The sequence below is a fragment of the Thermosulfuriphilus ammonigenes genome (assembly GCF_011207455.1).
Lineage (GTDB): Bacteria > Desulfobacterota > Thermodesulfobacteria > Thermodesulfobacteriales > ST65 > Thermosulfuriphilus > Thermosulfuriphilus ammonigenes.
In genome coordinates, this window is sequence record NZ_CP048877.1 from 1,048,981 (window position 1) to 1,070,417 (window position 21,437).

Annotated in this window: 25 protein-coding genes; 17 read left to right on the top strand and 8 right to left on the bottom strand. The window is 55.2% G+C overall.

Features of this window, described 5'->3' with window-relative positions; translation table 11 throughout:
• Window positions 1–5: 5 nt before the first annotated feature.
• Genes G4V39_RS05120 through priA form a run of 3 tightly spaced genes read left to right on the top strand, consistent with a single transcriptional unit; the run spans window position 6 to window position 3,705 of the window.
• Window positions 6–668: a Fe-Mn family superoxide dismutase gene (locus G4V39_RS05120; protein ID WP_166031906.1), complete on the top strand. Its 663-nt coding sequence runs from the start codon at window positions 6–8 to the stop codon at window positions 666–668.
• Entirely contained in the window at window positions 665–1,540 is an 876-nt protein-coding gene (galU, locus tag G4V39_RS05125) for a UTP--glucose-1-phosphate uridylyltransferase GalU (RefSeq protein ID WP_166031907.1), read from the top strand. Before G4V39_RS05120 ends, galU begins: the two co-directional genes overlap by 4 nt.
• Window positions 1,541–1,542: 2 nt before the next feature.
• Complete coding sequence (gene priA / locus G4V39_RS05130) at window positions 1,543–3,705, top strand: replication restart helicase PriA (protein WP_166031908.1); 2,163 nt, start codon at window positions 1,543–1,545, stop codon at window positions 3,703–3,705.
• On the opposite strand, the gene G4V39_RS05135 is transcribed toward priA, so the two are convergent.
• Together G4V39_RS05135 and uppP are read right to left on the bottom strand one after the other, a co-directional pair.
• The gene (locus G4V39_RS05135) at window positions 3,702–4,403 is read right to left on the bottom strand and encodes a class I SAM-dependent methyltransferase (protein WP_166031909.1); all 702 of its coding nucleotides are present in this window, start codon (window positions 4,401–4,403) and stop codon (window positions 3,702–3,704) included. The genes priA and G4V39_RS05135 overlap by 4 nt on opposite strands.
• The gene (gene uppP / locus G4V39_RS05140; protein WP_166031910.1) at window positions 4,400–6,163 is read right to left on the bottom strand and encodes an undecaprenyl-diphosphatase UppP; all 1,764 of its coding nucleotides are present in this window, start codon (window positions 6,161–6,163) and stop codon (window positions 4,400–4,402) included. Before uppP ends, G4V39_RS05135 begins: the two co-directional genes overlap by 4 nt.
• 129 nt (window positions 6,164–6,292) lie before the next feature.
• Here uppP and def point away from each other — a divergent pair, with 129 nt between their 5' ends.
• Both def and hypE read left to right on the top strand, forming a co-directional pair.
• Entirely contained in the window at window positions 6,293–6,805 is a 513-nt protein-coding gene (def, locus tag G4V39_RS05145) for a peptide deformylase (RefSeq protein WP_166031911.1), read from the top strand.
• Window positions 6,798–7,799 (top strand): hydrogenase expression/formation protein HypE, encoded by a 1,002-nt coding sequence (gene hypE / locus G4V39_RS05150; RefSeq protein WP_166031912.1) that lies wholly within the window; start codon window positions 6,798–6,800, stop codon window positions 7,797–7,799. Before def ends, hypE begins: the two co-directional genes overlap by 8 nt.
• Here hypE and cybH read toward each other — a convergent pair whose 3' ends face one another.
• Genes cybH through G4V39_RS05165 form a run of 3 tightly spaced genes read right to left on the bottom strand, consistent with a single transcriptional unit; the run spans window position 7,800 to window position 11,282 of the window.
• Entirely contained in the window at window positions 7,800–8,474 is a 675-nt protein-coding gene (gene cybH, locus G4V39_RS05155; protein WP_166031913.1) for a Ni/Fe-hydrogenase, b-type cytochrome subunit, read from the bottom strand. It abuts the gene before it with no gap.
• Between the two features lie 9 nt (window positions 8,475–8,483).
• Window positions 8,484–10,193: a nickel-dependent hydrogenase large subunit gene (locus G4V39_RS05160; RefSeq protein ID WP_166031914.1), complete on the bottom strand. Its 1,710-nt coding sequence runs from the start codon at window positions 10,191–10,193 to the stop codon at window positions 8,484–8,486.
• Between the two features lie 3 nt (window positions 10,194–10,196).
• On the bottom strand, window positions 10,197–11,282 hold the full coding sequence (locus tag G4V39_RS05165; RefSeq protein WP_166031915.1) for a hydrogenase small subunit: 1,086 nt from the start codon (window positions 11,280–11,282) through the stop codon (window positions 10,197–10,199).
• Between the two features lie 284 nt (window positions 11,283–11,566).
• Between G4V39_RS05165 and G4V39_RS05170 the strand changes: the two genes are divergently transcribed.
• The 9 genes from G4V39_RS05170 to G4V39_RS05210 all read left to right on the top strand — a co-directional run bounded on the left by G4V39_RS05170 (window position 11,567) and on the right by G4V39_RS05210 (window position 16,602).
• Complete coding sequence (locus tag G4V39_RS05170) at window positions 11,567–12,061, top strand: hydrogenase maturation protease (RefSeq protein ID WP_166031916.1); 495 nt, start codon at window positions 11,567–11,569, stop codon at window positions 12,059–12,061.
• Between the two features lie 2 nt (window positions 12,062–12,063).
• The gene (locus G4V39_RS05175) at window positions 12,064–12,288 is read left to right on the top strand and encodes a HypC/HybG/HupF family hydrogenase formation chaperone (RefSeq protein WP_166031917.1); all 225 of its coding nucleotides are present in this window, start codon (window positions 12,064–12,066) and stop codon (window positions 12,286–12,288) included.
• Complete coding sequence (locus G4V39_RS05180) at window positions 12,288–12,647, top strand: hydrogenase maturation nickel metallochaperone HypA/HybF (protein WP_166031918.1); 360 nt, start codon at window positions 12,288–12,290, stop codon at window positions 12,645–12,647. The genes G4V39_RS05175 and G4V39_RS05180 overlap by 1 nt, the downstream gene beginning before the upstream one ends.
• Complete coding sequence (gene hypB / locus G4V39_RS05185) at window positions 12,640–13,317, top strand: hydrogenase nickel incorporation protein HypB (RefSeq protein WP_166031919.1); 678 nt, start codon at window positions 12,640–12,642, stop codon at window positions 13,315–13,317. Before G4V39_RS05180 ends, hypB begins: the two co-directional genes overlap by 8 nt.
• Before the next feature lie 40 nt (window positions 13,318–13,357).
• A complete protein-coding gene (locus G4V39_RS05190) occupies window positions 13,358–13,735 on the top strand; it encodes a QcrA and Rieske domain-containing protein (protein ID WP_166031920.1) in 378 nt (125 codons plus the stop codon).
• On the top strand, window positions 13,713–14,543 hold the full coding sequence (locus tag G4V39_RS05195; RefSeq protein ID WP_166031921.1) for a cytochrome b N-terminal domain-containing protein: 831 nt from the start codon (window positions 13,713–13,715) through the stop codon (window positions 14,541–14,543). The genes G4V39_RS05190 and G4V39_RS05195 overlap by 23 nt, the downstream gene beginning before the upstream one ends.
• Window positions 14,540–15,793: a hypothetical protein gene (locus tag G4V39_RS05200; RefSeq protein ID WP_166031922.1), complete on the top strand. Its 1,254-nt coding sequence runs from the start codon at window positions 14,540–14,542 to the stop codon at window positions 15,791–15,793. Before G4V39_RS05195 ends, G4V39_RS05200 begins: the two co-directional genes overlap by 4 nt.
• Window positions 15,794–15,865: 72 nt before the next feature.
• On the top strand, window positions 15,866–16,228 hold the full coding sequence (locus tag G4V39_RS05205; RefSeq protein ID WP_166031923.1) for a hypothetical protein: 363 nt from the start codon (window positions 15,866–15,868) through the stop codon (window positions 16,226–16,228).
• An 11-nt stretch (window positions 16,229–16,239) separates the two neighbouring features.
• Window positions 16,240–16,602: a VanZ family protein gene (locus G4V39_RS05210; RefSeq protein WP_166031924.1), complete on the top strand. Its 363-nt coding sequence runs from the start codon at window positions 16,240–16,242 to the stop codon at window positions 16,600–16,602.
• On the opposite strand, the gene thrC is transcribed toward G4V39_RS05210, so the two are convergent.
• Complete coding sequence (gene thrC, locus G4V39_RS05215) at window positions 16,599–17,993, bottom strand: threonine synthase (RefSeq protein WP_166031925.1); 1,395 nt, start codon at window positions 17,991–17,993, stop codon at window positions 16,599–16,601. The genes G4V39_RS05210 and thrC overlap by 4 nt on opposite strands.
• A 43-nt stretch (window positions 17,994–18,036) precedes the next feature.
• Entirely contained in the window at window positions 18,037–18,177 is a 141-nt protein-coding gene (locus G4V39_RS11305; RefSeq protein ID WP_166030968.1) for a hypothetical protein, read from the bottom strand.
• Between G4V39_RS11305 and rsmD the strand changes: the two genes are divergently transcribed.
• Entirely contained in the window at window positions 18,137–18,649 is a 513-nt protein-coding gene (gene rsmD / locus G4V39_RS05225; protein WP_343041991.1) for a 16S rRNA (guanine(966)-N(2))-methyltransferase RsmD, read from the top strand. The two genes, G4V39_RS11305 and rsmD, sit on opposite strands and share 41 nt — an antisense overlap.
• Complete coding sequence (coaD, locus tag G4V39_RS05230) at window positions 18,646–19,155, top strand: pantetheine-phosphate adenylyltransferase (RefSeq protein WP_166031926.1); 510 nt, start codon at window positions 18,646–18,648, stop codon at window positions 19,153–19,155. The genes rsmD and coaD overlap by 4 nt, the downstream gene beginning before the upstream one ends.
• Here coaD and G4V39_RS05235 read toward each other — a convergent pair.
• Window positions 19,147–19,770 carry an HAD family hydrolase gene (locus tag G4V39_RS05235; RefSeq protein ID WP_210412192.1) on the bottom strand — a complete coding sequence of 208 codons (624 nt, stop codon included), beginning with the start codon at window positions 19,768–19,770 and terminating at the stop codon, window positions 19,147–19,149. The genes coaD and G4V39_RS05235 overlap by 9 nt on opposite strands.
• Before the next feature lie 41 nt (window positions 19,771–19,811).
• Here G4V39_RS05235 and nadB point away from each other — a divergent pair, with 41 nt between their 5' ends.
• Window positions 19,812–21,431, top strand: coding sequence for an L-aspartate oxidase (gene nadB, locus G4V39_RS05240; RefSeq protein WP_166031927.1), 1,620 nt, complete (start codon window positions 19,812–19,814; stop codon window positions 21,429–21,431).
• Window positions 21,432–21,437 lie beyond the last annotated feature (6 nt).

Consider the following 21,437-nt stretch of genomic DNA (forward strand, 5'->3'; position numbering starts at 1 on the left):
GAGGCATGGATCTTAATCGTCGTCAATTTATGATGGCGGCCCTGGCCGTCTCAGCCTTGGGTGCAAGCGAGGCCTTAGGGGCCAAGGAGTTTGGTCGATTAATTGGCCGGGTTAAAGGATTTTCTGCTACCCAGATAAAGACTCACCTGGCCTATCTTCAGCTTCAGGAGGAAAAGCTAGCCGAGGTAAAGGGGTATCTAAACGAAGTGGACCTTTCCACTACCAGCCCCTTCTATAGCGACTATCGTGCCCTTATTCGAGCTTACACCGAGCTTACCACCTCCATTTACTGGCACCGACTCTACTTTGAGGGCCTTTCATTGGGCTATGAACGTCCTCGATCCGGTCTCTCCGAGGCCATTGCCAAGGCCTTTGGCTCCTTTGACCGCTGGAAGATCCGCTTCTACTCCCTCTGTCAGGCAGCCCGGGCCTGGGCTGTTGTAGCTGCCGATGCTACCGGTCAGCTCTACCACTTCTGTTTGGACAGCGAGTCAGAGGGACTCTGTCCAGAGTATCAGCCCATCATTGTTGTCGATACCGCTGACCATGCCTATTTATTTGATTTCGGAAATGATCGGGCAGGATATGCCGAAGCGATCATCAAAGCCCTGGCCTGGTCCAAGCTGGAGGAGAGATTTCAGAAGGTCAAAGGAGGGAAGTCTCCATGAAGGTAGCCAAGGCGGTAATTCCCGTAGCCGGGCTTGGGACCCGTTTCCTTCCGGCCACCAAAGCTATCCCCAAAGAAATGCTCAACATTGTCGATCGGCCGACCATTCAATACATTGTTGAAGAGGCCGTAAGCTCAGGCATAAAAGACATTGTTCTCATTACTGCCTCCCACAAGTCGGCCATTGAAGACCATTTCGATTACTCCTACGAGCTAGAGGCCTATCTTACAGAGAAAAAAAAGTTTGATCTCCTAGAGGAGGTCAAGCGGGTCTCCCAGCTCATAGAGCACATTATTGCCGTCCGGCAGAAAAAGCCCCTAGGGCTGGGACATGCCGTGCTTATGGCCAAGAACGTCGTAGGTGATGAGCCCTTTGCCGTCCTTCTGGGGGATGATCTGGTTGACGCCGAGGAGCCTTGCATCCTTCAGATGCTCAAGGTCTATGAGCGCTATCAGGCTCCAGTGATTGCCGTCACTCCCGTCCCTGAAGAAGAGGTCCACCGTTACGGAATAATCGAGGGAGAGGAGGTCGAACCCGGAGTCTTTCGTATTCACCGGATGGTGGAAAAGCCAGCTCCAGGAACGGTAGATTCCAACCTGGCCATCATTGGTCGTTATATCCTTGTGCCAGAGATCTTCCGCCTCCTGGAAAAGACCCCTCCTGGCCATGGAGGTGAAATTCAGCTCACCGACGCCTTGGCCGCTCTGGCTAAATCCCGCCCCTTTTACGCCTATTCCTTTAAGGGGAGACGATACGACGCTGGGGATAAGTTTGGCTATCTGCAGGCCACCTTGGCCTTTGGACTTAAACACCCCCAGCTTGGTCCCAAACTGGCAGCTTACATCAAGGAAGTGGCTGAGACTTTGAATTAATCTTGTTTGCTGAGATCCTTTTTCCGGCTACAGGCAAAAGCGAAAAGGTCTATCTAGAAGAGGAAACCTTGCCGGGGGTAAGGGTTCTTTCCCCCGGCAAGACCAGGCCTCGAATCGGTTTAGTTTTAAGGGAACTTCCTCCTGAATCTGATCTTTTTCCCCGAAAGACGGGGGTTTCTGTTCTTGACAAGGTGCCGGTTATCTCCCCTGACCTTCTTTCTTTTCTTCAGTGGGTCTCTTGGTATTATCAAAGCTCCCTGGCCCAGGTGATCCGGACCGCCCTTCCCCGGGAGCTTCTCCATCCTCCTCGGCCGAGGGTTTGTCTCAGTGCTGAGGGACGAGAGATCCTCCCAGTCAGTATCCCCCTGGTAGCCAGACTACGCCGGGCGGGCCGCCGTGGTCTGACCCTGGAAACAATCCAACGAAGCTATGGCCCGGGAGCCTTAAAGATGGTGCGGGAATGGCTTAAAAAGGGCCTGTTGAAAGAGGCCTGCCCCCTTAGTCAAAAAGGACGCCCCTTAAGTATCATCTCCCCGGAGATCCTGGATCAGACCCGGACCATCACTCCCACCACCGCTCAAAAAGCCGCCGCGGCCGTCATATCTCAATCTCTGAGTGGAGACTTCCACCCCTTTCTCCTTCATGGGGTTACCGGAAGCGGTAAGACATGGGTTTACATCAAAGCTGTCAGCGAGGTCTTAAAGCGGGGCAAAAGTGCCCTAATCCTGGTACCGGAGATAGCCCTCATTGGGGCCCTGGAGGGGGCCTTTGTGGCCGAATTTGGTCAGGAGGTGGCCCTGTTCCACAGTTTTCTCTCGGAAAGACAGCGGACGGAGACCTGGCTTAAGGCCTGTCGAGGAAAATGTCGTATCGTTATTGGAGCCCGATCGGCGATCTTTGTCCCCCTTAAGGACCTCGGACTAATTGTAGTCGATGAGGAGCATGACCCTTCGTATAAACAAGAGGAGGGGCTTCGCTACCAAGCCCGAGATCTGGCCCTGGCCCGGGGCCAGATGGCGGGAGCCACGGTTATCCTGGGCTCGGCCACCCCGTCTATTAAGAGTTATTATCTGGCCCGAAAGGGACGGTTGAGGCTTATCAGCCTACGGCAACGGGCCAGCGGACAGAGGCTGCCCCAGACCCGAATTGTCGATCTTACCCAGGTCGAAAGACCGGGCTACCTTCTCTCCAGACCCCTCCTTGAGGCCCTTAAAGAACGTCTCCGAGGGGGGGAACAGGCCATTGTTTTTGTCAACCGGCGAGGATTTGCTACTCTGGTAGTTTGCCATCGTTGTGGCTATCAATTTCGCTGTCTCAATTGCTCCGTAGCCCTCACCTACCACAAGGAGGAAGGGGAACTTAGATGTCATTATTGCGGTCTGACCTTAAAGGCCCTGCCCCAGTGCCCGGCCTGCGGTCAGGGAAGGCTGGAGATCCTAGGTCTGGGAACCCAACGGGTAGCCGAGGAGTTGGCCCGACTTCTGCCCGAGGCCCGGATAGGACGCCTGGACAGAGACGTGGCCAGGAGCCCTGGCCGCCTGAAGAAGGTCCTCGATGATTTTCAGCAGGGAGAGCTGAACATTCTCGTCGGAACCCAGATGCTTAGCAAGGGGCACCACTTCCCCAGGGTGACCTTGGTAGGGGTCATCCTTGCTGATCTCTCCCTCAACTTTCCAGACTTCAGGGCCCCGGAGAGGACTTTCCAGCTTCTGGTTCAGGTGGCCGGCCGTTCTGGTCGGGAAAGATCCGGAGAGGTCATCGTTCAGACTTTCTCCCCGGGCCACTACAGCCTCCGACACGCCTTAAGACACGACTACGAGGGCTTTTACCAAACCGAGATTGGCCTGCGACAGGAACTAAATTGGCCCCCCTTCAGTCGGCTGGCCAGCCTCCTCTGGGAGACTCCAGCCAAGGAGACGGGAGAGACCCTGGCCCGGGCCCTGGAAAGGCTTCCGGAGCTAGTCTCCCCGGCGCTTGAAGTCCTGGGCCCCGCTGAGGCCAGCCATCACCGCCTGAAGGGACGATGGCGCTGGCAGATAGTCTTTAAGGCCCCCAACATCACCACTCTCCATCAGGGTCTAAAACAGGCCCAGGATCTTATTCGGGAAGCTTCTCCCCCGGGCCCCTTTCGGATAGTGGTGGATATTGACCCCGAGGAGACCTAAGCCCCATCTTTGGGAGTCAGGCGGGTAAGGAGTATCTCAAAGCTTTCATCCTCGGATTTCAGACGCCGACGGCTCATGGCCAGATCATATTCGGCCTCGGCCTTAGCCAGAAATGGCCCAAGGGTACGCAGCCTCTCCGAGGAGTGAGCCAGATAAATGGTCCCCCCAGGGCGGCGAAGGAAGCGCCGGAAAAGGGCCAGGAGGTCCTCATAGATTCGAGATGAATAGACCACCTCGGCCCCAATGATCATATCGAAGATTCCCACATCTTGGGGAGAGGCCCAGTCCATTTGGAGGACATCTACCTCCAGATTGTTTACCGCTGCCGTGATCTTGACAAAGTCAAGGGGCTCTTCCTCGCCATCGGTAATGGTCACCTGATGGCCAACAGCAGCGGCAAAAAGACCGGCCACTCCTAGGCCGGCCCCGATTTCTAGAATCTTCCGAGGAGGATTGGCCTCAACAGAGGCCATAAAATCGGCCAAGACCACCGCCCCCTCCCAGATCTTGACCCAGAAGGGGAAATTAGCCACTTCGGTAAGGGCATCTCTCTCCTCCAAAAGGGGTTCGAGGTTGCCAAGACGGAGAAAGTTGATTTCCTTTCCCCGAATGGCTATCGGCTCAAACTCCAGCTCATATCTTTTGGCCAAGCGCTCGTAGATCGGTTTGACGCTTTCGGGAATGGTAATCTCGGTCATCTTTTCCTCCGCTGATATCGTGGTTTGCTGATCAGCCTCACCCGAACCTGCTTCTTCTTTTTCCCCCGATAAAAGGTTATCTTAATAACCTCGCCAGGCCTCTTGCGCGAGATAATCTTCTCCAGATCGGCGGCCGAGGTCACCGGCTGATCATCGATAGCGTAAATGATATCTCCTCCTACAGAGACCAAAGTATTGCCAAAAAGGACCTCTTCTCGCCCCCCCCTAAGACCAACCCGGGCCGCGGGAGACCCCGGCAGGACTTTAAAGACCAGAGCCCCTCTGTCCAAAGGAAGGCCCTGGGCCCGAGCAAAAGCCGGGATGAGATCCTGGGCCAGCACCCCTAACCAGGCCCGCTCGATATATCCCTTCTCTACCAGCTGTGGCAAAAGGGCCTTTATCTGGGCCACCTCCACAGCCAAACCTATACCGGCCCGCCGGGCCTCAGGGAACAGACAGGTGGCCATAGCTACCAGAGCCCCACGGCGATCAACCACCGCTCCCCCACAGAACCCAGGAGGCACCGGGGCAGAAAGCTCAACCACCCCGCGGAGAGAAGCCAATTCAGTGACAATCTCTCGACGGAAATCACGCACCTGAGCCCCTCCCACCGCCAATCCTTGCCCCCAAGGATTGCCCCAGTAGAAGACCCACTCGCCCCGCCGCGGCCGCCTTTTGGCCTTAATGGCCGGAGAAAGACGGCTGGCCGGGGCATTGATGGCCAGCACAGCCAGATCCGTCTCCGGATCATAACCTACCATCCGGGCCGGCCACTTGGAACCATCAGGTAGAGTAACCTCCAAAAAACGGCTCTCCCGTACCAGATAATAGCTGGTAATAATGTGTCCTTTGCGATCCCAGATGATACCTGATCCCTCACTCAGAGGGGGAACCGGGGCCAGAAGGGCCTCAGGCCTGAGAGGTGAGGTACTCAGATGGACAACATACTCCCCGGCCTCTGCCCCCCGGGCCTTGGTGGGAGAGAGAACCAGGAGAAAGATCACCAGGGTAGCCAGAGCCAGACGATAAAAGGCAAAGGGATAAAAGGTATGTTTTACCAGAAAGCGAAGCAGCCAGGCGATGACCAGGAGGCCGGAGAAAAAGGCGGAAAGAAGGCCTATTAAAAGATTGAATGCGTCAAGGGCCACACCCCCTCCTTGAAGGAGGTCAAGGGTCTTGTAAAGACCAGCTCCGGCGATAATGGGGGCCGAAAGCAAAAAGGAGAACTTAGCGGCCGCCGGTCGAGATAAGCCCAGAAAAAGGGCCGCGGCCATGGTAATTCCGCTACGAGAGACCCCCGGAACTATGGCCAGGGACTGGGCTAGACCAATGATCAGGGCCTCCCTGAGACCAATTTCCTCCAAGGATCGTCCCCGCCTTCCCAAACGTTCGGCCAGAATAAGCACCAGGGCCACCGAGGAAAGGGTAAAGGCAATCAGCGAAGGCCCCCGCAGGTGGTTTTCTACGATATCACCGGCCAGGGCCCCGGCCAAAGCCCCGGGAACCGTAGCTAAAAGGATAAGGAATAAGAGACGCCTTTTGTCCCTTTGCCGAGGATCAAGCATCCCCAGCCAGTCTTTCCAAAAATAGATGAGAATGGCCGCCAGGGTGCCCAGATGAAGAAAGACGTCAAAGGTCAGCCCTCCACCTTTAATGCGAAAGAAATACTGGGCCAGAGCGAGATGCCCAGAGCTTGAAATTGGAAGAAATTCGGTTATCCCTTGGATTATTCCTAAAAAGATGGCCTCAAGGTGAGTCATTTTTTTCTTCCTCTATCCGGGAGGCAATACTATCATTGCCTGAGAACCCTCGAAAGGGGAAGATAGAAAAAGACTGCTTTCTTTGGTGAGAATCTTGACGAAATTAGAGTTAATTTTAAATTAAAATCTATGCCAAAAAAGAAGATTGTAATATACCCAGACCCTCCTCTTCGGGAAACAGCCTCTCCAGTGGAGGAAATAGACGGCCAGCTCCAAAAGCTGATAGACGACATGATAGAGACGATGTATGCGGCCAAGGGAGTGGGGCTGGCAGCCAATCAGGTTGGAGAGCTCAAGCGCCTGGTGGTCATGGATGTCAGCCAGAAGGATGGACACCCTGGTGAGATCCTTGTTCTCATCAACCCGGAGATCATCGAGGCCGAAGGAGAGCTCTACGAAGAGGAAGGGTGCCTCTCTCTTCCCGGTTATGCCGCTAAAGTCAAAAGACACGCCCGCGTCTTGGCCCGGGCCTACGACCGCCAAGGCCGGGAGTTTGAACTCGAAGGGGAAGGACTCTTGGCCCGGGCTATCCAGCACGAACTCGACCACCTGAACGGAATCCTCTTTATCGACCATCTTTCTCCCCTTAAGCGGGCCCTTTTTCGCAAAAAGTGGAAGAAGATCCGACCCCAGAATGACTAAAGTAGTCCTTCTTGATCACGGAAGCGGGGGGCGGGCCAGCCAGGAGCTCATTGAGGGGCTTTTTCTCCGCCATCTTGGCCGGCCAGAACAACTTCTTGACGCCGCCGTCCTTAAGGCCCCCTCAGAAAGGCTGGCCTTCACCACCGACAGTTTTGTGGTCGATCCCATCTTTTTTCCCGGAGGGGATATCGGTTCCCTGGCCGTTCACGGGACCATCAACGACCTGGCCATGGTGGGGGCTGACCCCCTCTTTCTCTCGGCAGGCTTTATCCTCGAAGAGGGATTGAGCCTGGAGGAACTTGAAGCGGTAGTAGCCTCCATGGCCCGGGCGGCCAGGAGCGCCGGAGTCTGTATTGTTACCGGAGACACCAAGGTTGTCCCCCGGGGCAAGGCCGACCGGATATTTATCAACACCGCGGGTATAGGTCTCCTCCCCCAAGGAGTAAGCCTGGGGCCAGATAGAATCCGCTCTGGGGATGAAATCATCCTCTCCGGCCCTATTGCCGAACATGGTCTGGCAGTCCTTTCGGCCCGGGAAGGACTTGAGCTTGAGGGGCTAAGTAGCGACACGGCTCCTCTTCACGCCCTGGTAAAGGCTCTCCTTTCTGGGCTCGGGGAAGACTTACACGCCCTCCGGGATCCTACCCGAGGGGGCCTGGCCACGGCCCTCAACGAACTGGCCGAGACTTCAGGGTCTCGATTTATTGTCTTTGAGGATACCGTGCCTATTCGGGACGAGGTCCGTTTTGGCTGCGAACTTCTAGGGCTTGACCCTCTCTATCTAGCCAATGAGGGCCGACTGATCGCTTTCGTTAGCCGGGGAAGGGGGAAAGAAGCCCTCCAGATCCTTAAAGAAGAAGGAACCAATCCAGAATCAGCCATCATCGGCTACGTAGATTCCCACGATCGGGCCCAGGTAATTCTCAAAACCGTTTACGGAGGGGAGAGGATCCTGCCCATGCTCAGCGGCGAACCTCTTCCCCGAATCTGCTGATCAGTCCTCAGGTTGATCCGCCGGCATAAATTTACACCCAGAGACCGCTCCAGAGATAATGGCCTCCGGAGCCTTAAAGTCATTCCATACGGCAATATAGAGATGAACAACAACAAAGAAGATAAAGGCCCAATGGAGAAGATAGTGGATAAACCGGGCCTGCTGGGGAGAACCGAAGATGACCACCCCCATGGCATTTATCCAGCCTGTTTCCGGATAAAGAAGATAAAGACCCGAGAGGGTCATAACCACGGCGGCGACAAAGAGAGCAAAATAAATGGTTCCCGCTAAGACGGTATGGCCCATGCGCCATTCATGCTCATCGGTAAGGTAAAGATAGAAACGAAGTGACTGCCAGAAAGAGTGGATATTACGTTGATTGATAGGCAAAAAGTCCGTAAAGCGCTCATAGCGGTTACCAAAAAGGAGCAGATAGAAGCGGATAATCAACGCCGCCATAAAGAAATAGGCCGCCGTGAAGTGGTAGTAACGAAGGGTGGCCATAAGGTATTGAGGCTTAAATTCAGCCCATTTGGTAGTTACCGGAGGGTAGTGAATGTAAAGCCCGGTAAGGATAAGGACCAGAGTGGAGATAGCAAAGGCCCAGTGGAAGATTCTCAGGGCTCCACTCCAGACAAAAACCCGACGATAAAGAACCTGTTTTCTGGTGGCCATGTTGACCTCCTAGAGAACTTTTACCCGGACGACCTCCTCCCGTTGGGGGTTGAGGACATGAACTGCGCAGGCGATACAAGGATCAAAGGAGTGAATAGTCCTTAAGACCTCAAGGGGCTTTTGAGGTTCGGCTACCGGATTGCCGATAAGGGCCGCTTCATAAGGCCCCCTCTTTCCCGCCTGGCATCGAGGGCTAACGTTCCAGGTAGAAGGCACTACGCATTGGTAATTTTCAATCACCCCGTCTTTTATTACCACCCAATGGGAGAGAGTCCCCCGGGGGGCTTCATGGAAACCAAAACCTCGAATTTCTCCGTGGGGAAAGGTAGGCGGAGTGCGGTAGGGGAAGATCTCTGTGTCCCCCCGACCGATATTCTCAATGAGAAGATCCAGGTGTTTGAGCCCCAGCTCGGCCAACATAGCCGCCCGAATAGCCCGAGCCAGATGGCGCCCCGGGGTAGACTGGAGGGCCGTAACCGGAACAGGATGCCCCACCAGGGAAGAAAGCCGCCCAAGGGCGTAATCTACCCACTTTTTGGTCAACTCATGACCTTGGGCATAACCAGCCAGAACTTGAGCTAGAGGACCAACCTGCATGGGCTCCCCTTTGAAGCGAGGGGCCTTGGCCCAGGAATATTTGCCCTCCTCTTTAAAGGCCGTGTAGTGGGGTTTGGTTTCTTCTTTCCAGGGATGACGCGTCCAGTCTCCTTCGTACCAAGAATGGACGATACTCTCGGCTACGTTGTCTCGAAAGTAAGGATCGTTGAAGCTGGTTATGGGTGTAAAGTTCTTGAAGTCTCCTCCAAATATGGTCCCACCAGGCAAGTCAAAAACCTCTCCCTTGGTGTCAAGGGGCATATCAGGAACGGCCAGATAGTTGGTTACCCCGGCGCCATAGGCCAGCCAGTCTTTGTAGAGGGCGGCCACAGCAATGACATCTGGTAGGTAGACCTGATGGACGAAATCCCGAACCTCACCAAGGAGCTGCTTGGCCCAATAAAGGCGCTCCATGTTCAGGGTGGCCAGGTTGTTGGTGTTGATAGCCAAGGCCACTCCACCGACAATGACCGTTTGGATATGGGGAGTTTTACCTCCAAAGATGGCCACCACCTGATTGGCCTTGAACTGGTACTCCAGGGCCTCCAGATAATGGGAGACGGCCATAAGATTGGCTTCCGGCGGAAGCTTCATGGCCGGGTGTCCCCAATAGCCATTGGCAAAAGGCCCCAGCTGGCCGCTCTGGACAAAGGCTGACAACTTTTCCTTTACGGCCTTGAAACGACTGGCTCCATTGCCCGGCCAAGGAGAAAGACTTTGAGCCAAAGAGGCCGTCTTGTGGGGATCGGCCTTTAAGGCGGAGACCACATCTACCCAATCAAGGGCCGAAAGGTGATAAAAGTGAACAATATGGTCGTGAAGACCGTGGGCAGCCAGGATAATATTTCGGATATACTGGGCATTGAGAGGGATCTCCATCCCTAAGGCATTCTCCACGGCCCGCACCGAGGTGATGGCGTGCACCGTGGTACAGACCCCGCAGATCCGCTGGCAGAAGGCCCAGGCATCCCGCGGATCACGCCCTTTGAGGATTATTTCTATCCCCCGCCACATCTGGGCTGAGGCCCAGGCATTGGTTACCCGACCAGAATCCACCTCCACGTCTATGCGCAAATGCCCTTCTATGCGGGTAATAGGGTCAACGGTAATCTTGGTGGCCATAGGCTATTCCTCCTCTTTTTCCTGACCGGATTTGACCATCTTTTTGATGACCCCAACCGCGGCGTGGGTGGCCACCACGGCCAAGGCCCCTCCCACCGCCACCTTGCCGATCTTCTCGGCCTCCTTTCGAATACCGCCACCGGCCGGGATATAAACCTCTGGCAGATGTTCATAGAAGGGGGTCATGGTGTCCCAGAATCCGGGCTCGGTACACCCAATACAGCCGTGACCGGACCCTACAGGCCAAGCCCCTACGTCGCAAAAACGAATGACCGGACAGTTGGAATAAGTAACTGGCCCCTTACAGCCTACTTTGTAGAGGCAGTAGCCCTTCTGGTGTCCTGGATCTCCAAAGGCCTCCACAAAACGCCCTTCATCAAAATGGGGGCGACGAGGACAATGGTCGTGTATCTTCCGTCCATAAGCAAACTTAGGACGGCCGAGCTCGTCTGTCTCTGGTGGACGTCCAAAAGTCAGGGTATGGAGGATAGTCCCCAGAATGTTGTAAGGATTAGGCGGGCAACCAGGGATGTTAATCACCGGTTTGACCTTGATGATGTCCCGCACTCCCACGGCCCCCGTGGGGTTAGGATGGGCCGCCTGGATACCACCAAAGGAGGCGCAGGCTCCTATGGCGATCACCATCTGGGCCTTTGGGGCTACGTGGTTGAGGATCTCAAGGGCGGTACGGCCGCCAATCTTGCAATAGATACCCCCGTCCTTTTTGGAGATAGCCCCTTCCACTACACAGATAAAGCGCCCCTCGTTTTTTTTGAGCTGTTCCTCAAGAACCGTCTCCGCCTGATGTCCGGCAGCAGCCATTAAGGTCTCGTGGTAATCAAGGGAAATAAGGTCCAAAATGAGCCGGGCCACGTCAGGATGAGAGGAGCGCAACAGGCTTTCGGTACAGCCGGTACACTCCATAAAGTGAAGCCAGATCACCGGCGGTCGCTGGGGAGAAGCCGCAGCCTCGGCCACCTTACCCACCATTTCCGCCGGCAAACCCATAGCCGCCGTGGCTATGGTGCAGGCTTTAAGAAAACTGCGTCGACTCATCTTACCCAAACGGTGAGCCAGAAAGCGTTCCATCCCCGCCTCCTTTGCAAAAGCGTAAAAATTATCAGAAGATATGTATTACCTTGGATCCTAAAAAGAAAATTTGGCAAAAAAAGAGATCGACAAGGGACGAGTTAAAGACCATAATTTTTTTTAGCATTTAACAGAAAAGAAGGCAAAAATTTTTTCAAAAAATGAAACCTTTAAGGATGTTAAAGGACCAAAATGACCTCTAAACCCCTCTAAATGACAAAAATTGTCACAAAACCCCAAAAGGCTCAATAATGGGACAAAGATTTATCAAGGAGGGCAAAAGTATGGATGTGTGGGGGCCTTTGGCCCTGGTAGGCCTGGGGAACATCCTTCTCGGAGATGAAGGTTTCGGGGTTCATTTTATTAGGCACCTCAAGCAGGAGTTCTGCTTCCCAGAAGGGGTAGATCTTATAGATGGTGGTTGTGCCGGCCTGGGGCTCCTTAACCTCATCCGGGGCTATAAGACCGTCATCCTCTTTGATGTCTTGTTAAAGAAAGCCCCGCCGGGGACTATCTATGTCCTGGAGATGGACGCCCTCGAAAACCTGCCCTCATCCTCCCTGGCCTCGGCCCACCAGATAGGAGTCAAAGATGCCCTGGCCCTGGCCAGGTTCTCCAGTGTTGGTCCCGAGAAGTTCTGGGCCTATGCGGTTGTCCCCAAGGATCTTTCACCTGGAGTAGGGCTTTCGGCAGAACTCCGGGAAGCCTTCTTTCCCCTCCAGGAAAGGCTCTTTACGGATCTTAAAACATTGGGGATCTATCCCGAAAAAGGGGGGTAGTTATGTGTCTAGGGGTACCCATGAGATTGATTGAGGTAAATTATCCCCTGGGGGTAGCCGAGGCCCGAGGTGTAAAGCGGACTGTCTATCTCCAGCTTCTTCCGGAAAATGAGATCAAAGAAGGGGACTATGTCATCGTTCATGTGGGCTTTGCTATTCAGAGGCTTTCAGCCAGTGAGGCCGAGGAAACCTGGCGCCTTCTGGAAGGCCTGCTGGAGGGTTCTTGATGCATGAGGCATCTCTGGTGGCCGCCATGGCCGAAGAAATAAGAAGATTGGCTGTGGCAGAGGGGGCCCAAAAGGTAACCCGAATCCTGGTGCGGATCGGGGAGGCCGCAGGGGTGGAGCTGGAGGCCTTTGATTTTGCCTTCTTGGCTCTAAAGGCCCAAGATCCCCTCTTCTCCGAAGCCCATCTGGAGATAGAGACCAGACCGGTGGTTTTGGAATGCTTTTTTTGCGGCCATCGCCAAGAAGGGGAACTCGGCCGGCCCTGTGATCAATGCGGCCAGATAGGGCTCCAGCTTATCTCTGGAGATGAGATCTACCTGGCCAGTATAGACTTAATCACGGGAGACAAAAATGTGTGAGGATTGCGGTTGTCAGACCAAACATCTGGAGATCGAAAGGGCCATCCTCTCTACTAACGAAGCCCTGGCCCAAAAAAATCGTCAGCATTTTCGCCGTCTCGGAGCCAAGGTTATCAACCTCATCAGCGCCCCGGGCTCCGGCAAGACCTCGCTGCTTGAGGCCACGGTGGAGGCCCTGGCCCAAGAGATACCTCTGGCGATCATCGAGGGAGATCCGGAGACCGAAAAAGACGCCGAAAGACTGCGGCGCAAAGGAGTCCCGGTGGCCGCAGTAACAACAGGCGGAGCCTGCCACCTGGATGCCCGGATGATCCACCGGGCTTGTCATCAGCTTGAGCCCCATCGCCCCCGCCTCATTTTTATCGAAAATGTCGGCAACCTGGTCTGTCCCGCCGCCTTTGATCTCGGAGAAGACCTCCGGGTTATCCTGGTCTCCGTACCTGAGGGGCCGGATAAACCAGAAAAATATCCAGCGGCTTTCCTCAAGGCTCAGGCCTTTTGCATCACCAAGGCCGATCTTTTACCCTACTTTGACTTTGACCCCCAGGAGGTCATCGACTCCGCCAGGAAAATCAAGCCAGATCTAAAGGCTTTTATCCTTTCAGTAAAAAATGGCCAGGGTCTCTCTGATTGGTTCACCTTTATAAGAGAATTCGTTATCAGGGGATAGCCGGTGGTCTCAGCCCCTTTTTTGGGTTACTAAAGGGGGCATGATTCGAAGAAGGTTTCTGGAGATCCTGGCCCTGGGCTTACTGGCGTTCCCCACTGTCTCCTTTATTGTCTATCGCCTCCCCCGCCCCCCTCGTCTCAAAAAGGTCAAGGTTAACCTCAAGCCGGGTATGGTCTATGTTGATGCAGAGTTTTTTTTGCTAGAGGGCCCTAACGGGCCACTGGCCCTTTTAAGAAGATGCCCTCATCTGGGCTGTCCGGTCTCTTACCAACCAGAGGTCGGTCTCTTTGTCTGCCCCTGTCACCAGAGTCGTTTCAAGCTAACTGGACGGTACGTGTCTGGTCCGGCCAAGAAGGACCTCCGCCGGCTCACTGTGGAGAAGAAAAAGGACGGCTATGTGGTGGAGATCCCGGTCTAAGATAAGCCTTGGTATTGCCCAGCTTATCACGGCCAGTCTCCTTATCTCCGGGGGCTCGGGTATCCTGGTAGCCTATCACTTCTATCCAGACCACGCCTTTGTCTCCGTGGTCGGGCTGGATACGGTAATCCCCTTCGGGCGACTTATCCGGGGGGTGCACTTTTGGTCAAGTCAGTTCTTTTTTCTTCTGCTTCTCTGGCATCTGTGGGAGTCTATCCGCAGCGGAGCCCATTTAAGACGCCGGCTCCTTTACTGGAGTGGGCTGGTCCTTCTCCTTCCGGCCGCCCTGATGGCCCTCTTTACCGGATATGTCCTCCGGGAGGATCAGACCGGCATGGCCGCCGGGGCCATCGCTGAGCATCTGGCCCTTTCTGTGCCCCTGATCGGCGGGGTGGTAAACGCCCTCTTTTTTGATCTGGAACACTCCGGGCTAATAAGGGTCTATAGTGCCCATATCTTGATCTTTTTCATCATTCTTTGGGGAAGTCTCTGGTACCACCTAAAGAGACGGAGATTGGAAAGCGAGGATCTTCTCCGGGCCCTTGTCCTCTCTCTGATCCCCGCCCTTATCTTAGCCGCCCCCCTGGAGATGACCTCCGGGGCCCTTCTCATTAAGGGCCCCTGGTTCTTTCTTGGAGTTCAAGAGCTTCTGCGCTATCTTCCTCCGCTGGTGGCCGGAGTTCTCTACCCGGCCGTGCCCATTGGGGCCCTTCTGGCCCTGCCCCGGGCGGAGAAACCGTCTCTTCTTACCCTCGGCCTGTGGCTGGTGAGCTATTTCATTCTCACCTTAGTGGGAGAGTTGAGGTGAAGACCTGGCTATCTCTGGCCCTTATAGTTTTAATCCTTTCGGCCACAGTCTATGAGGTCCTGCGGCACCGGGCCGACAAAGTCCACCTTCTCCTCAGCGGCCAGGTAGATATGTGTCTTTCCTGTCACCAGGAAGAGCCGGATCAGGCCCATCAGGCCGGAGTGGTGGGCTGTGCTGAGTGCCACCTGGGCAATCCCTTGGCTTCAGAAAAATGGCGGGCCCACCGAGGGATGGTCAAAAATCCCGGAGAGCTGGTTTGGGCGGAGAAGACCTGCGGTCGGCAGGGGTGTCATCCCAGCGATGTCCCCAACCTCAAAAAGGCCCTCATGGCCACCAATCGGGGCATCATTGCTACCCTTCGTTACTACTGGGGAGAGACCGACGACCCCCGGGAGAATCTCACCGTAGAAGACCTTCAACGGACCGGGAAGACCTCCCTGGCCCTTGATTACTTCCGTAAGCTCTGCGGCTCCTGTCACCTTTGGGTAAAACGCGGTGAGCTCCCTTCGTTTCTGGCCGAAAAAGGCGGAGGCTGCACAGCCTGTCATAATCAGCCTCCCCCACGCTCTACCGGAAACAAAAGGGGCAAACCCCATCCCCAGATCACCAAAAAAGTTCCCCTTGAGGCCTGCGTCCGCTGTCATAATCGCAGTGGCCGCCTGGGCCTTACCTATCAGGGGATGATCGAATCTGAAGGCTACGGCGTCCCTTATGATGAAGGTCTTCCCCGTTCAGATCTTATCGATGGTCGTTCGGTAATTCGTATCCCCCCTGATGTCCACTTTAAGGCCGGGCTGGTCTGCATCGACTGCCATCTGCGGGAAGAAATCATGGGCGATGGTAAGTCTTATGCCCATTTTGAGGAGCAGGTAGAAATAACCTGCCAGATGTGCCATGGCGGAGATGGTCTAAGCCGCAAGGGACGCAAGGCCCCCAACTTTAAGAAGGGGCCAAACGGACAACCAGTTCTGGAGGGCAAACTGGATGGTCGGCTCCACCCACTGGCCCCTCCCAAGGAGATCTGTCAGGGGCGAGACCACCAAAGATTATCCTGTCAGGCCTGTCATAGCTGGTATGTCCCCCAGTGCTACGGCTGTCACGTACGCCAGGATGAGAGTCAATCCCAGCTAGACAAAGTAAACGCCAGAGAAACCAAGGGGCTCTGGGAAGAGTTTCGTTCCTACATGCGTTATGAGAGGCCTGTCTTGGGGGTACAAGGTAACAAGATCGAGATCCTTGTCCCTGGCTGACAGGATTTTGTCTCCCTGCTGGATGAGCAGGGACGCCTGAAGAGGACTTTCAAACGCCTTACCTGGTCTTTCATGGATCCCCACTCTACCCAGAAGAAGGGACGCAGTTGTCCCGACTGTCATCAGTCGCCCAAAACCGTAGGGCTTGGCCCGGGAAATGTCTTCTTTGAAAACGGCCGTTTGCTCTTTGCCCCAGCAGATACCGGAGCCGATCTGGGACTTAACCATTCCCTTCAGGCCCTGGTGGATACCTCGGGACAGCCCCTTACCAACCTCTCCCGGCCCAACCTCCGACCTTTTAATCAAGAGGAGATAAGGCGTATCCTTCGGGTGGGCCTCTGCCTTGTCTGTCATCCAGACTACAGCGATCCGGTTATGCAAAACTGGCGTCCAGACCTCACTTGTCCGGTATTTGACGAAAAAAATGGCCTCTGAAGGAGAAAAAAATGGCTTATGAAGGCCTAAAACGCTTCCTGCCCGCTGGCATTTACATGATTTTTCTGCTGGCGGTGGCCGTTATTCCCCTGGGCCCTCCAGGAGGAAGCGACAAGCTGGCCCATGCCCTCTCGTATTTTATTCTGGGTTTGCTGCTTTTCTGGTGGGCCTCATGGCGCCTAGCCCACCGCCCGGCCTATCTGGTGGCCTTGGTGGTCATAGGAATTGGGGCCGTCCACGGAGCCTTGGTTGAAATGGTTCAGAGCCAGGTGCCAGGAAGGGTAGCCGACCTAGGTGACTGGCAGGCCGACATCTTTGGTCTTCTCACCTCTCTTTTGGCCGCCCTGCCCATTTTGGGGGCCCGAAAGAGCTAAAGAAGGGCGTTCTGGGCCACAAATTCTTTGACGGCCTTGATGTCAGCCGGAAGAATGGTTACCCGACGGGGGCGTTCCTCCAGCCCCTCCAAGGCCGGAGGCCGCCGGGGAGGATGGCCGATGGCCTCAGCCACGGCCTCTGGAAACTTGGCCGGATGAGCCGTGGCCAGACAAACCACCGGATGGCCCCGATCAAGGAGGCGAAGTCCAGCCCGGACTCCCACCGCCGTGTGAGGATCAAGCACGTAACCTGTCTCCTGGTAAAATGAGGCAATGGTCTCCCGGGTTTCCTCCTGAGAAACAGAGACAGAGGCGAAATCTTCTCTCACCCGGGCCAGCTCTTCAGGGCCAAAACGAAGCCTTCCCTCCCGGGAGAAGACCTCCATGGCCTCCCGGACCCGAATCGGATCCTCCCCCAAGAGGTGATAGAGGTAGCGCTCAAAGTTGCTGGCCACCTGAATGTCCATGGAGGGGCTGATGGTGGAGACCACCTTCCCCAAAGAATAGTCCCCCTGATTGACAAACCTGGTCAGAATGTCGTTTTCGTTGGTGGCCAACATAAGCAGAGGAATCCGCTCCCGGCCCAGAATCCGACGGGCCACATAGCCAGCAAAGATATCACCAAAGTTGCCGGTGGGGACGGAGAAGAAGACCGCAGACTGCCCCTTTTCAGCCAACCTCAGCCAGGCCCAGATATAATAAACCACCTGGGCCATTACTCGGGCCCAGTTAATGGAATTTACCGCCCCCAGATGATAGCGGCGCTTGAAGGCCAGGTCTTCAAAGATGGCCTTAACGATGGCCTGACAATCATCAAAGGTGCCCTCTATAGCCAGGTTAAAAACATTGGCATCGGTAACCGTGGTCATCTGAAGGGCCTGAACAGGAGAGACCCGACCATGGGGGTGAAGGATAAAGATATTGATGTTCTTGCGTCCTCTCACCCCGTAGATGGCTGCCGAACCGGTGTCTCCCGAGGTGGCCCCGAGAATATTCATTCTGGCCCCCCGCTCGAGGAGAAGGTATTCAAAGAGTCCGCCGAGAAATTGAAGGGCTATGTCTTTAAAGGCCAAGGTTGGACCATGAAAAAGCTCAAGGATGAAGACCGGCCCCACCCGGACAAGAGGACATATCTCCGGATGATCAAAGGTGGCGTAGGCCTGAAAGACCAGCTTCCGGAGATCCTCAAGGGGAATGTCATCTACAAAAAGGGAAAAGACTTCCAGGGCCAGCTCTGGATAGGAAAGCCGACTCCAGAAAGAAAGGACCTCTTCATCCACCGCCGGATAGGCCTCGGGAAGGATAAGACCTCCATCCTCGGCCAGCCCCATAAGGACGGTTTCCTTAAAGCTTAAGGGGGTGATTCCTCCACGGGTGCTGATATAGCGCATCTTTTTACCCCTTAATTATGGTCAGAAGGATCTTTAGTTTACGCTAAAACAGAAATAGGTCAAATTCGGCCCTGCCCAAGACGGTAAGGAGTGTTATATAGAAGCCCGTGTCTTTAAGGATCACCACCGGAAGGTTTAAAGGGCTGCGGCTCAAAGGGCCATCGGGGGAACGGATTCGGCCCATGGCCGATCGGGTCAGAAAGGCCCTTTTTGACATTCTGGCCTCCCGGGGTCTGCTGGAAGGGAGCTTCCTGGACCTTTATGCCGGTACAGGGGCGGTGGGGATCGAGGCCCTCTCCCGGGGAGCCTCCCGGGTCGTTTTAGTAGATAAGGATCCCCGGGCTTTGAGGCTCATTCGTCAAAATTTGGCCCGGACCGGAGCCTCTGCAGAGATTATTCGTTATGATCTGAGTCGGGGGCTGCCTCCGGTTAGAGGGCCTTTTGAGGTCATCTCTGTCACCCCTCCTTATGGCCAGGGCCTGGCAGAGAAGACCTTAGGGGATCTGGCCCAAAGCGGCCTTCTGGCTCCTGGAGGGCTCGTTGTAGTCGAGGAGAGAGAGACCGTGACTCTCCCTTCAAGGGTTGGAAGATTGACTCTAAAGGACCGAAGACGTTACGGCCAGTCGGTGCTCTGGTTCTACGAGGAGGAACGATGAGGGAACGTATCGCTATCTATCCCGGCACTTTTGATCCCATCACCAATGGACACCTTGATGTCATCCAGCGCGGCGTGCGTCTGTTTGATCGACTTATAGTGGCTATCGGCCTTAACCCGGCCAAAAAACCCCTCTTCAGCCTCGAGGAAAGGCTGGATATGATCCGGGAGACAGTGGCTGGAATGGAACGGGTAGAGGTAGATTACTTTCAGGGCCTTCTGGTGGAATACGCCCAAAAGAGAGGGGCCTGTGCCGTCATCAGAGGGCTCAGGGCCGTCTCGGACTTTGAGTACGAGTTTCAAATTGCCCTTATGAACCGTAAACTCTGCCCCAATCTGGAAACAGTTTTCCTGATGCCCGGGGCAAAGTGGATATTCATTAGCTCCAGCATAATCAAGGAGGTGGCCAGGTTCGGCGGCTGTCTGGAGGGGCTGGTGCCGGAATCCGTCGAGAGGCGTCTCAAGGAAAGGTTCTCCTCCCGCTGCCCCGGGGGAGAATCAGGCTAGAAGCCCCCGGATGATGGGCAAAAGCTCAGCAAAGGAGGAAACATGATAGGCGGCCGAAAGGTCGCGGTTCTTGTAGGCCACCAGGGGAATACCAGCGGCGCGGGCCACGGCCTCGTCCACCTGAGTGTCTCCAATATAAAGGGCCTCTTCCGGACGGGTCCTGAAGTGGGCGAGGATTTTTCTTACCCCTTCAGGATGAGGTTTGGGCCTTTCTACATCCAGGGCACAGACGATAAGGTCAAAAAGCTCATCAAGCCGGAATATCTCTCTTAAGGCCGGCATGGTGGTAGAGCGATTGGTAGAAATGGCTGTCTTAAGGGGCGGTCGCACCTCTTCAATAAGCTCCTTTAGGCCCGGCTCAGGGGTTAGAAGCGGGAGAAACCCAGCATAGTCAAGCCTCTTTTGAAACGAAAGGGCCTCTTTTAGAAGATGGGGATGATCTCGGAAGATATAACGGACAGAGTCCTCGGCGGCGTGCATATGGACATACTGAAGTTCATCTTCGTCAAGCGGCGGCAGGGAAAACTCCTCCCGAATCCGGTTATAGTAAGCCCGGTTAGCCTCTCGCGAATCAAAAAGCACCCCGTCACAATCAAAAATAAGAAGCTTGAGCATGGTCAGGAACTATAGCAGAGAGGGAGGAGAAGACAACTGCCATGGCCTATGAGACGGATTTTTTGATCATCGGAAGCGGCATCGCCGGCCTCTCCCTGGCCCTTAAGGTGGCCGACCTAGGCCGGGTGACCATTATCACCAAAAAGGCCCCTAAGGAGGCCGCCACCACCCTGGCCCAGGGAGGAATTGCCTGCGTTCTGGGAGAAGATGATTCCTTTGAGCTTCACATTGCCGACACCCTCCGGGCGGGAGACGGCCTCTGCAAAGAAGAAGTGGTCTCCCTGGTCGTTCGTCAGGCCCCGGAACGAATTCGGGAACTCATGGATCTAGGGGTGCGTTTCAGTGAGGACCCAGAACGCCCTGGCCATCTGCACCTTGGCCTTGAGGGTGGACACAGCCGACGTCGCATTGTCCATGCCCAGGATTTCACCGGCAGAGAGATAGAAAGCGTTCTTCTTAATCGAGCCCAGGACCATCCCCAGATAACCATTTTGGAAAATCACATGGCCGTTGACCTTATCACCGGCTGCAAGGTGGCCATTCGCCGACAGTGTGAGGATCTGGGGGAACGCTGTCTGGGGGCCTACGTTCTTGATGGACAAAGCGGTCAGGTAAAGACCTTTCTTTCCCGGGTGACGATCCTTTCTACAGGAGGGGCCGGCAAGGTCTATCTCTACACCAGCAACCCCGATGTGGCCACCGGTGATGGCATCGCCATGGCCTACCGGGCCGGGGCCCGGGTGGCCAACCTGGAGTTTGTCCAGTTTCATCCCACCTGTCTCTACCACCCCTTGGCCAAAAACTTTCTCATCTCTGAAGCCCTAAGGGGGGAAGGAGCCCGACTACTTGACCCCGAAGGCCGACCTTTTATGCACAAATATGACCCCAATCTCAAGGACCTGGCCACCAGAGACGTGGTTGCCCGGGCCATAGATCAAGAGCTTAAAAAAAGCGGCCGCGACTTTGTTTATCTTGACATCAGTCATCGGGAATCGGAGTTCATCAAGAGGCGTTTCCCCAACATCTACCAGACCTGCCTGCGTTTTGGCATCGATATTACCCGTGAGCCCATCCCCGTGGTCCCGGCAGCCCATTACATGTGCGGCGGAGTGGTCACCGACACCTGGGGCCGAACCGATATCTTCGGCCTTTTTGCCATTGGGGAGTGCGCCTACACGGGTCTCCATGGGGCCAACCGCCTGGCCTCAAATTCTCTCCTTGAGGGGCTGGTATTTGCCCACCAGGCCGCCCGCTGGATACACCAGAACTGGGGGGAATACGGGGCCCTTGACCTTCCTCCCGTGCCTGACTGGGATCCCGGAGGGGCGGTGGATATGGAAGAGGCCGTTCTTATCTCCCACAACTGGGATGCCATCCGCCGGCTGATGTGGAACTACGTGGGCATTGTCAGAAACAAAAAGCGGCTTGAGCTGGCAAGCCGCCGCCTTAAACCCATCCTGGAAGAGATAGAACAACACTATTGGGACTACATTATCACGGCTGACTTTATCGAGCTCCGAAATATTGCCCATTTGGCAGATCTCATCATCCGTTCGGCCAGGTGGCGCCGGGAAAGCCGCGGGGCCCACTACAACATGGACTGGCCCCACAAAGACGACGCCAACTTTCGGCGTGACACCATCCTTTGCCGAAGCCCCTAAAGAGGA

Coding starts and splice junctions, on each gene's coding strand:
- hypE (WP_166031912.1), top strand. CDS start 6,798: ATGACTAAAGTAGTCCTTCTTGATCACGGAAGCGGGGGGCGGGCCAGC.
- G4V39_RS05180 (WP_166031918.1), top strand. CDS start 12,288: ATGCATGAGGCATCTCTGGTGGCCGCCATGGCCGAAGAAATAAGAAGA.
- G4V39_RS05175 (WP_166031917.1), top strand. CDS start 12,064: ATGTGTCTAGGGGTACCCATGAGATTGATTGAGGTAAATTATCCCCTG.
- G4V39_RS05120 (WP_166031906.1), top strand. CDS start 6: ATGGATCTTAATCGTCGTCAATTTATGATGGCGGCCCTGGCCGTCTCA.
- hypB (WP_166031919.1), top strand. CDS start 12,640: ATGTGTGAGGATTGCGGTTGTCAGACCAAACATCTGGAGATCGAAAGG.
- cybH (WP_166031913.1), bottom strand. CDS start 8,474: ATGGCCACCAGAAAACAGGTTCTTTATCGTCGGGTTTTTGTCTGGAGT.
- G4V39_RS05135 (WP_166031909.1), bottom strand. CDS start 4,403: ATGACCGAGATTACCATTCCCGAAAGCGTCAAACCGATCTACGAGCGC.
- coaD (WP_166031926.1), top strand. CDS start 18,646: ATGAGGGAACGTATCGCTATCTATCCCGGCACTTTTGATCCCATCACC.
- G4V39_RS11305 (WP_166030968.1), bottom strand. CDS start 18,177: ATGGGCCGAATCCGTTCCCCCGATGGCCCTTTGAGCCGCAGCCCTTTA.
- thrC (WP_166031925.1), bottom strand. CDS start 17,993: ATGCGCTATATCAGCACCCGTGGAGGAATCACCCCCTTAAGCTTTAAG.
- G4V39_RS05160 (WP_166031914.1), bottom strand. CDS start 10,193: ATGGCCACCAAGATTACCGTTGACCCTATTACCCGCATAGAAGGGCAT.
- galU (WP_166031907.1), top strand. CDS start 665: ATGAAGGTAGCCAAGGCGGTAATTCCCGTAGCCGGGCTTGGGACCCGT.
- uppP (WP_166031910.1), bottom strand. CDS start 6,163: ATGACTCACCTTGAGGCCATCTTTTTAGGAATAATCCAAGGGATAACC.
- G4V39_RS05210 (WP_166031924.1), top strand. CDS start 16,240: ATGGCTTATGAAGGCCTAAAACGCTTCCTGCCCGCTGGCATTTACATG.
- nadB (WP_166031927.1), top strand. CDS start 19,812: ATGGCCTATGAGACGGATTTTTTGATCATCGGAAGCGGCATCGCCGGC.
- G4V39_RS05205 (WP_166031923.1), top strand. CDS start 15,866: ATGGATCCCCACTCTACCCAGAAGAAGGGACGCAGTTGTCCCGACTGT.
- def (WP_166031911.1), top strand. CDS start 6,293: ATGCCAAAAAAGAAGATTGTAATATACCCAGACCCTCCTCTTCGGGAA.
- G4V39_RS05170 (WP_166031916.1), top strand. CDS start 11,567: ATGGATGTGTGGGGGCCTTTGGCCCTGGTAGGCCTGGGGAACATCCTT.
- G4V39_RS05195 (WP_166031921.1), top strand. CDS start 13,713: ATGTGGTGGAGATCCCGGTCTAAGATAAGCCTTGGTATTGCCCAGCTT.
- G4V39_RS05165 (WP_166031915.1), bottom strand. CDS start 11,282: ATGGAACGCTTTCTGGCTCACCGTTTGGGTAAGATGAGTCGACGCAGT.
- G4V39_RS05235 (WP_210412192.1), bottom strand. CDS start 19,770: ATGCTCAAGCTTCTTATTTTTGATTGTGACGGGGTGCTTTTTGATTCG.
- G4V39_RS05190 (WP_166031920.1), top strand. CDS start 13,358: ATGATTCGAAGAAGGTTTCTGGAGATCCTGGCCCTGGGCTTACTGGCG.